The sequence below is a fragment of the Curtobacterium sp. C2H10 genome (assembly GCF_025407985.1).
GTDB lineage: Bacteria > Actinomycetota > Actinomycetes > Actinomycetales > Microbacteriaceae > Curtobacterium.
In genome coordinates, this window is sequence record NZ_JABXGF010000089.1 from 1 (window position 1) to 6,148 (window position 6,148).

5 protein-coding genes are annotated in these 6,148 nt (G+C 72.7%); 2 read left to right on the forward strand and 3 right to left on the reverse strand.

Translation table 11 applies throughout. The features are described from left to right. Positions 1 to 58: 58 nt before the first annotated feature. Together HWD93_RS18015 and HWD93_RS18020 are read right to left on the reverse strand one after the other, a co-directional pair. Complete coding sequence (locus tag HWD93_RS18015; protein WP_374115184.1) at positions 59 to 823, reverse strand: response regulator; 765 nt, start codon at positions 821 to 823, stop codon at positions 59 to 61. Positions 824 to 995: 172 nt separating this feature from the next. Further along, positions 996 to 2,255, reverse strand: a complete 1,260-nt coding sequence (locus tag HWD93_RS18020; protein ID WP_261647558.1) for a class I SAM-dependent RNA methyltransferase — start codon at positions 2,253 to 2,255, stop codon at positions 996 to 998. Between the two features lie 14 nt (positions 2,256 to 2,269). Here HWD93_RS18020 and HWD93_RS18025 point away from each other — a divergent pair, with 14 nt between their 5' ends. After that, a complete protein-coding gene (locus HWD93_RS18025; RefSeq protein WP_261647559.1) occupies positions 2,270 to 3,097 on the forward strand; it encodes a nucleoside triphosphate pyrophosphatase in 828 nt (275 codons plus the stop codon). Positions 3,098 to 3,176: 79 nt separating this feature from the next. After that, a complete protein-coding gene (locus HWD93_RS18030) occupies positions 3,177 to 4,955 on the forward strand; it encodes a biotin carboxylase N-terminal domain-containing protein (RefSeq protein ID WP_070418451.1) in 1,779 nt (592 codons plus the stop codon). A 116-nt stretch (positions 4,956 to 5,071) separates the two neighbouring features. Here HWD93_RS18030 and HWD93_RS18035 read toward each other — a convergent pair whose 3' ends face one another. Next, on the reverse strand, positions 5,072 to 6,007 hold the full coding sequence (locus tag HWD93_RS18035) for a hypothetical protein (RefSeq protein ID WP_261647560.1): 936 nt from the start codon (positions 6,005 to 6,007) through the stop codon (positions 5,072 to 5,074). Positions 6,008 to 6,148 lie beyond the last annotated feature (141 nt).

Sequence of the window (6,148 nt, forward strand, 5' to 3'; positions counted from 1 at the left end):
GCCCCGGCCCCGGCCCCGGCCCCGGCCCCGGGCGCAGCGTCAGCCGCCGTCATGCTGCTCAGCGGCCGTCGCCGTCGGGGTCGATGCCCGAGTCGAGCCCCGGCAGGATGCCGTCCTCGACCGCACGGCGGAGGAGGTCGACCTTCGTCGGTGCCGGCCGACCGACCTCGACGTACTTCACACGGATGCGGTCGAGGTACTCGCGGGCGGTGGAGTACCCGATGCCGAGCTGCTGCGCGGCGAGCTTGAGCGGCAGGCCCGAGGCGTAGAGGTGCAGGATCTCGCGCTCGCGGCGTCCGAGCTGCGCCTTCGCGAAGTCCCGGTCGGCGTCGATCGCGCTGGCCCACTCGAGGTTGTTGAGCACGTCCCCGCGGGCGACGGTGGCGACGGCGGCCATCACGGTCTTCGTCGCCGAGGACTTCGGGATGACGCCGGCCGCCCCTGCGGCCAGTGCCTCGCGGACGTTCGCGACGCGGTCGGCGATCGAGTGCACGAGCACGGCGGAACCGGTGCCCTGCACACCCTTCACGTTCGCGGTCACGGTCGAGCCGTCGCCGAGGGACAGGTCGAGGACGACGACGTCGACCTCACGCCCACCGAGGTTCTCGATGTACTCGGGCACGCTCGCGGCGGTCAGCACCACCTCGAACCCCTCGTTCTGGCAGGCTGCCTGGATCCCGAGCCGCACGGACTCGTGGTCGTCGACGATCGCGACACGGACGGGCTTGGTCGCCAGTCCGGTCGTTCCGGTTGTGGTCGTGTCTGTTGCCACGGTGGCCTCTCTGGTCGATGCGCTCCCCGGCCCCTGAAACCGGTTCGCCATCAACGACCAAGGATACCCAGGTCGGACTCAGGCAGCGGCGCGACGCGGTCGTGACACGGCCGGTCGTCGTGCGCTCGGACACGCGTCGCGCAAATCGGCCAGGTCGGCGCGGCGCCCGCGCGACCGCCGTCGAGCGCGCGCCCGCCGCCCTGGAGGCGACCCGCGATCGACGTCAGGCGACGGGCACCAGGCGCGCCACGGCCTCGAGGTGGTGGGTGTGCGGGAAGAGGTCGAAGGCGCGCAGTGCCTCCAGGCGGTACCCGAGGTCCGCGAACGTCGCGACGTCGCGCGCCAACGCGACCGGGTCACAGGCGACGTAGACGACCTGCGCCGGCTGGAGGGCCGCGATCTGCACGACGACCTCGCGGCCGGCACCCGAACGCGGCGGGTCGAGCACGATCGTCCCGGCGCGGTGGCGCTGCCGCTCGCCGGCGGACAGGGTCGAGACGGTGCGCTGCAGCCAGCGGTCGACGCGGCCGGTCTCGGCGCGGGCGCCGATCCACTCGGACAGGTTCTCCTGCGCGTGCTCGGTGGCGCGCTCCGAGCTCTCGACGCTGATGAGCTTGGCGCGCGGCCCGACGAGGTCGCCGAGCGCGGCGCCGAGCAGGCCGACACCGCCGTAGAGGTCGAGGTGCTGCCCCTCGGGGTCGAGCCGGTCGCGGTCGACGAGGTCCTGCACGGCCGCGGTCAGCACGGCCGGAGCCGCACGGTGGACCTGCCAGAAGCCGTTGTCGTCCACCGAGAACGAACGCTCCCCCACGACCTCGGTCACGACGGTCGGCTTCTGCTCGTCGATGACGAGTCGCGCACCCTCGGAGCCGCTCGGCGCGAGGACGTCGACCACGGACGCGCCGGGCATCGCGCCGCGGCCGAGCGGGGCGCTCTCCTGCACGACCCGGCTCGCGAGCGGGAGGGACGCGACGGGCACGACGGTGTGCGACCGGGCCGCGAAGGGGCCGGCGGTGCCGTCCTCGTCGACGTGCAGGCGGACGCGGGTGCGCCAGCCGGTGCCGTTCGACTCGTCGTCGCCGGGGGCTGCCTCGACCACGACGTCGTGGCCGAGCACGGCAGCGAGGTCCGTGCGGGCGAAGCGCGCGAAGGAGTCGACGAGGACGTCGTGCTTCAGCGTGCGCTGGTGGCCGAGGGCGATGTGCCCGAACTCGGCACCGCCGGCGCGGACGGCCGGGTCGCGGTCGAGGGCGGCCTCGGGCCAGACGTGGTCGACGCGGTGCTCGCTCGGCGTCTCGACCGAAACGGTGTCGGCACGCCAGAACGACTTCTTCCGGTCCTCGGTCACACGGGCGGTCACCCGTTCGCCGGGGATCGCGTCCGACACGAACACCACCCGCCCCTCGTGCCGTGCCACCGAGATGCCGCCGTGGGCGATCCCGGTGACGTCGAGGTCGAGCAGCGTTCCGACGGATTCACCCATGGTTCGATGTTCCCATGCGTCTGTACCTCGCGAGTACCTCCCCCGCCCGCCGCGCCCTCCTCGCCCAGACCGGGATCGAGCCGGTGCTCGTCGCGCCGGGGGTCGACGAGGACGCCGCGGTCGCCGCGGCCGCCACGTCGCTCGGCCGCGACCTGACCGGGCCGGAGCTGGTGGCGATGCTCGCGGTCGCCAAGGCCTCGGCCGTCGCGGACGCCCCGGTCGACGGCTCCCCGGTCGACGGCTTCGTGTTCGGCGGGGACTCCGCGTTCGAGGTCGACGGCGTGCTGTACGGCAAGCCCCACGACCCGGAGGTCGCGCGGGACCGGTGGCGCCAGATGCTCGCCGCCGGCGGCGGCACGCTCTGGAGCGGGCACTGCGTCGTGGACCGGCGCCGCGCCGCGGACGCACCCGACGCCCTGGACGCACCCGACGTCCTGGACGCACCCGATCCGGGGCCTGGAGGCGCGGGTCGGGCCGGCACCGTGCCTCCCGTCCGTACCGTGGACGCGTCGGGCGGCGGGCCGCTCGGCGCTGCTGCCTTCGTCGCGGGCGTCGTGCCCGGCGGGTCGGCGATGGTCGCCGACGGCGACCAGGTGGTGGCGGTCGACAGCGCCGTGCTCACCTTCGCCGACGACATGTCGCCCGCGGAGATCGACGCGTACGTCGCCACCGGCGAACCGCTCGAGGTCGCCGGGGCGTTCACCATCGACGGTCGGGCCGCTGCGTACATCACCCGGATCGACGGCGCACCGTCCGCCGTGGTCGGGCTCTCGCTCCCGGTGCTGCGCGCGATGCTGCTGCGGGGGTTCGGCATCGCGTGGCACGACCTCTGGGCACTGTAGACATCCACACTTCTTCGCGCCGGTTCTTTGTGGGTGCCAGTCAATTCGCGCCTCTGCCGCACGAATACGCTGACTTACCATGCCCCGTATCAGCAAGGTCCTCATCGCGAACCGCGGCGAGATCGCCGTCCGCATCATCCGCGCGGCCCGCGACGCAGGCAAGGCATCGGTCGCGGTCTACGCCGACCAGGACCGTGACGCCCTCCACGCACGCCTCGCCGACGAGGCCTACGCGCTGAACGGCACCACGAGCGCCGACACCTACCTCGTCATCGACAAGATCATCTCGGTCGCCCGACGCTCCGGCGCCGACGCCGTGCACCCGGGTTACGGGTTCCTCGCCGAGAACGCCGACTTCGCCCGCGCCGTCATCGACGCCGGGCTGACCTGGATCGGCCCCTCGCCGGAGTCGATCGAGCGCCTGGGCGACAAGGTCTCCGCGCGGCACGTGGCCGAGAAGGTCGGCGCGCCGCTCGCGCCCGGCACGATCGAGCCCGTGCAGGACGTCTCCGAGGTCTTCGACTTCGTCGACCAGGTCGGGCTGCCCGTCGCGATCAAGGCGGCGTTCGGCGGTGGCGGCCGTGGTCTCAAGGTCGTCCGCTCGCGCGACCAGGTGGAAGAGCTCTTCGAGTCGGCGACGCGCGAGGCCATCGCGGCGTTCGGCCGCGGCGAGTGCTTCGTCGAGAAGTACCTCGACAAGCCGCGCCACGTCGAGACGCAGTGCCTCGCCGACGAGCACGGCAACGTCGTCATCGTCTCGACGCGCGACTGCTCGCTGCAGCGTCGGCACCAGAAGCTCGTCGAGGAAGCGCCCGCGCCGTACCTGACGGCGTCGCAGGAGGAACGGCTGTACGAGTCGTCGAAGGCGATCCTGCGCGAGGTCGGCTACGTCGGTGCCGGCACGTGCGAGTTCCTCATCGGCGCCGACGGCACCGTCTCGTTCCTCGAGGTGAACACCCGCCTGCAGGTCGAACACTGCGTCTCCGAAGAGGTCACCGGCATCGATCTCGTCCGCGAGCAGTTCCGCATCGCCGAGGGCGGCGTGCTCGACTACTCCGACCCGGTCGCGCGGGGGCACTCGTTCGAGTTCCGCATCAACGGCGAGGACCCGGGTCGCAACTTCTTCCCGGCGCCGGGCCCCGTGCACGCGTTCCACGCGCCGTCCGGCCCCGGTGTCCGCGTCGACTCGGGCGTCGTCTCCGGCGACGTCGTCTCCGGCTCGTTCGACTCGATGCTCGCGAAGCTCATCGTCACCGGTGCCACGCGCGCCGAGGCGCTCGAGCGGTCGCGTCGTGCCCTCGCCGAGTTCGAGGTCACCGGCCTGCCGACCGTGCTGCCGTTCCACCGTGCGGTCGTGTCGGACCCGGCGTTCGCGACGCCCGACGAGACCCCGTTCAGCATCTACACGCAGTGGATCGAGACCGATTTCGTCAACGAGATCCCGGCGTGGAGCGGCTCCCCCGAGGAGCTCCCCGCACCGGCAGCCCGCGAGAGCGTGGTCGTCGAGGTGCAGGGCAAGCGCATCGAGGTCACCATGCCGTCGATCGTCGCCGGTGGCGCCGCCGGTGCTGCCGGTCGTCGTCCGGCCGGGCCGTCCGCTCCGCCGAAGCGCCGGTCGTCCGGGGTCCGTGGCGGCCTGGCGTCGTCCGGCTCCGTGACGTCCCCGATGCAGGCCACCGTGGTGAAGCTCGCGGTCGCCGAGGGTGACACCGTGGTGAAGGGCGACCTGCTCGTCGTGCTCGAGGCCATGAAGATGGAGCAGCCCGTCGCTGCCCCGCGTGACGGTGTCGTCACGGGGCTGAACGCCCCCGTCGGCCAGACGATCTCGTCCGGCCACGTGCTGCTCGAGCTCGCGTAGGCGGCTGCGCCGCGCGCCGCGCCGCGCCGCGCGCCGCTTCCAACCACGAATCCGACATCGAACCGCCGCGCCTGGTCGGTTCGATGTCGGATTCGTGGTTCCACGCCGGGGGCCGCTCACCATGCGGGCGTCGTTCGGACGCCCCGTCGGACCGGGAGACCTGCCGCCGCCAGCATCGCCGGGAACGCGCCGCCGGGCACGACGTCACGCCAGATCGGCCGGATGACGCGGCGTACGTCGTCCAGCGCGCGCAGCCGATCTTCCCGCACCTTCTCCGCGATGACGACTTCTTCGACGGAGCGGCCGTTGCGCATCCCGGCGTCCCGGTACTTCACGAGACCATCGAACTCGACGATCACGCCCTGGTCCGGGAACCAGAAGTCGACCCTGCCGATGACACCGCGGTCGTCGCGGAACTCGTGCTGTTGGACCGGCGCCGGACACCCGACGTCGCGCATCACGAGCAGAGCGACGCTCTCCCCCGCCGACTCCGAGGCGCCCGCCGCCAACTCCAGCACCGAACGTGCTCGTCGCCCTGCGCGAACCGGGCCGCGTGCCGCCAACTCGTCCTCGATCGCGTCGTGCTGCAGGCCACGTCGGAGCACCGCGTCCGCCACCGCGAGTGCTCGGCCGCGGTCGTACCGCAGCGCGATGTCCACGACCGTGTCGACCAAGGTCGTGACGGGCAGCCCTCCGACGACGACCGGCACCACGTGTCGTCCGGCCGCAGCGGCCTTGTCCGCGAACCTCGTGCGCTGCGCGGTCCGACGCACCGGGTCGAGCACGGTCACGCGTTCCGGCACCGGCTGGATCCACGGCAGTCCGTGCGCGATCGCGGCGGAGGCATGCGACACGACGGCACGAGGCGTGACGGCGTGCACCGCCGCCGCGCGTGCGAGGTGCTGCTCCCAAGCGGTCGCGCGCTCCCAGTCCTGGCGGTGGACGAAGGCGCCGTGGCCGACGCGGATCAACTGCCCGTCGCGCAACGCTCGCTGCTGCGTGCGGGCCGCGGCCGGGTCGGGGTGCACGGGGACGACGACGGGGACCACCATGGTCCGAGCCTGTCCGGGCTCGGGTCGCGCCCCCGTACCCGACGCTCGATCTGTGGAGAAGTCACGTGCTCACAACTCGCACGCGCACAAACGTCGAACCACGTTTCCGACGTCGAACCAGCGGCACGAGCTGGTTCGACG